General features: G+C 69.0%; 2 protein-coding genes. One reads left to right on the top strand and one right to left on the bottom strand.

Annotated elements, in window-relative coordinates; translation table 11 throughout:
* The coding region (locus tag QK444_RS35970) for a lipid droplet-associated protein (protein WP_282786543.1) at window positions 1-656 on the bottom strand (656 nt) is incomplete at its 3' end.
* A 113-nt stretch (window positions 657-769) separates the two neighbouring features.
* Here QK444_RS35970 and QK444_RS35965 point away from each other — a divergent pair.
* Window positions 770-1774, top strand: a complete 1005-nt coding sequence (locus QK444_RS35965) for a 4-hydroxy-3-methylbut-2-enyl diphosphate reductase (protein ID WP_282786541.1) — start codon at window positions 770-772, stop codon at window positions 1772-1774.
* Window positions 1775-1864 lie beyond the last annotated feature (90 nt).

The following is a 1864-nucleotide window of genomic DNA, read 5'->3' as shown; positions in this document are numbered from 1 at the left end:
ACGCTGAGCATGCGCAGGCGGGCGCGCAGCTGCGCCAGCGTCATGTTCATGTAGTCGTAGCGGGAGGCGACCTCCGGCTCGACGGCCGCGAAATTGCCATTGTGGCCATTGGCGGACGTGCCGGAAGTGCTTGCGGTAGCGCTGCTTTCGGCAGGCGCGGCCGGTTCGGTGGGCTGCGGTGCTGCGGATCCGGGGTCGGCGGCCGGGGCCTCCTGCTCCTCGGCGACGACGGATTCCGGCTCCGGGCTCGCGGATGTTTCCGGGCTCGCGGGTGTTTCCGACACCAGTGCCTGGGGGGCGGAGACCGCGATCGGTTCCGGCTCCGGCGCGCCCGCGTCTTCGGGGCTGTACAGGTCGAAACGGCTCTTGTGCGCCGATTCCGGGGCGGTGCCGAAGGTTTGCGCGTCGTCGGCGTCCTCGTCGAAGGTGGCCCACTCGGGCTGTTCCTCGGGACGGTTCACGAAGCGGTCGAAAACCTCGTCGCCCTTGAGGGCGAGGCTGGTCACGAACTGCTGCACGTGCATGAAGTTCTGCAGCAGCTGGCTGACGGCGGTAATCGGGAGGTTGACCGCGGTATTCGGTAGCCGACGGGTTTCCTCGAGGGCATAGACGGCGGCCCCGGCGGCGACCCGGGCCAGGAAGGGAGGTCGAAACATGGTCCTAGCCTGCCCGAAACGGCGTGTGATGCAAAGGACGGAATTCGCCGGAAGTGATTATCGTCGCGCCTCCGACCCGATGCGGTTCATTCCGCACACGTATTCTGTGGGGCATGTCCTCGGCTATCCCATTGAACGTCGGAATCACCCGGTCGGCCGTCTCGGGTGCTGCCGACTCGCCGAAGCGGGTGCTGCTCGCCGAACCCCGTGGTTACTGCGCCGGTGTGGACCGCGCGGTCGAGACGGTGGAGAAGGCGCTCGAGAAGCACGGCGCGCCCATCTACGTCCGCAAGGAGATCGTGCACAACCGGCACGTCGTGGAGACGCTGCGGGAGCGCGGGGTGATCTTCGTCGACGAGACCGACGAGGTGCCCGAGGGGTCGGTGGTGGTGTTCTCCGCCCACGGCGTCTCGCCCATGGTGCACTCCTCCGCCGCCGAACGCAGCCTGCACACCATCGACGCCACCTGCCCGTTGGTGACCAAGGTGCACCAGGAGGCCAAGCGCTTCGCCCGCGACGACTTCGACATCCTGCTCATCGGCCACGAGGGCCACGAGGAGGTGGAGGGCACCGCCGGTGAGGCCCCCGACCACGTGCAGCTCGTGGACGGCCCCGATGCGGTGGACGGCGTCACCGTGCGCGACGAGAACAAGGTGATCTGGCTGTCCCAGACCACGCTGTCGGTGGACGAGACCATGGAGACCGTGCAGCGCCTGCGCGAGCGCTTCCCGAGCCTGCAGGATCCGCCCAGCGACGACATCTGCTACGCCACCCAGAACCGCCAGACCGCCGTCAAGGCCATGGCCCCGGAGTGCGATCTGGTGATCGTGGTGGGTTCGCGCAACTCCTCCAACTCGGTGCGCCTGGTCGAGGTGGCGCTGGGCGCGGGCGCGCGGGCCGCGTACCTGGTCGACTACGCCCGCGAGGTGGACCCGGCCTGGTTGGAGGGCGTCCGCACGATCGGTATCACCTCGGGCGCGTCGGTGCCGGAGATCCTGGTCCAGGGTGTGCTGGAACTGCTGGCCGAGCACGGCTTCGGCGACGTCCAGCCGGTGACCACCGCCAACGAGACCCTGGTCTTCGCCCTGCCCCGCGAACTGCGCGCCGCCCGCGCCTGACCGCGCGCGATCGCGCGCAGGACCGAGTGCGCCCCCTGCGATTAGCACCGGGCGCATAGCGGTCGGGTGAATGGGGAGCCCCCCAGGGTT

The sequence above is a fragment of the Nocardia sp. CC201C genome (genome assembly GCF_030010695.1).
GTDB lineage: Bacteria > Actinomycetota > Actinomycetes > Mycobacteriales > Mycobacteriaceae > Nocardia > Nocardia otitidiscaviarum.
This window is presented reverse-complemented; position numbering and strand designations above follow the sequence as displayed.

What these genes read in the sequence shown, in the direction of transcription:
- QK444_RS35965 (WP_282786541.1), top strand. Translation starts at nt 770, where the DNA reads ATGTCCTCGGCTATCCCATTGAACGTCGGAATCACCCGGTCGGCCGTC.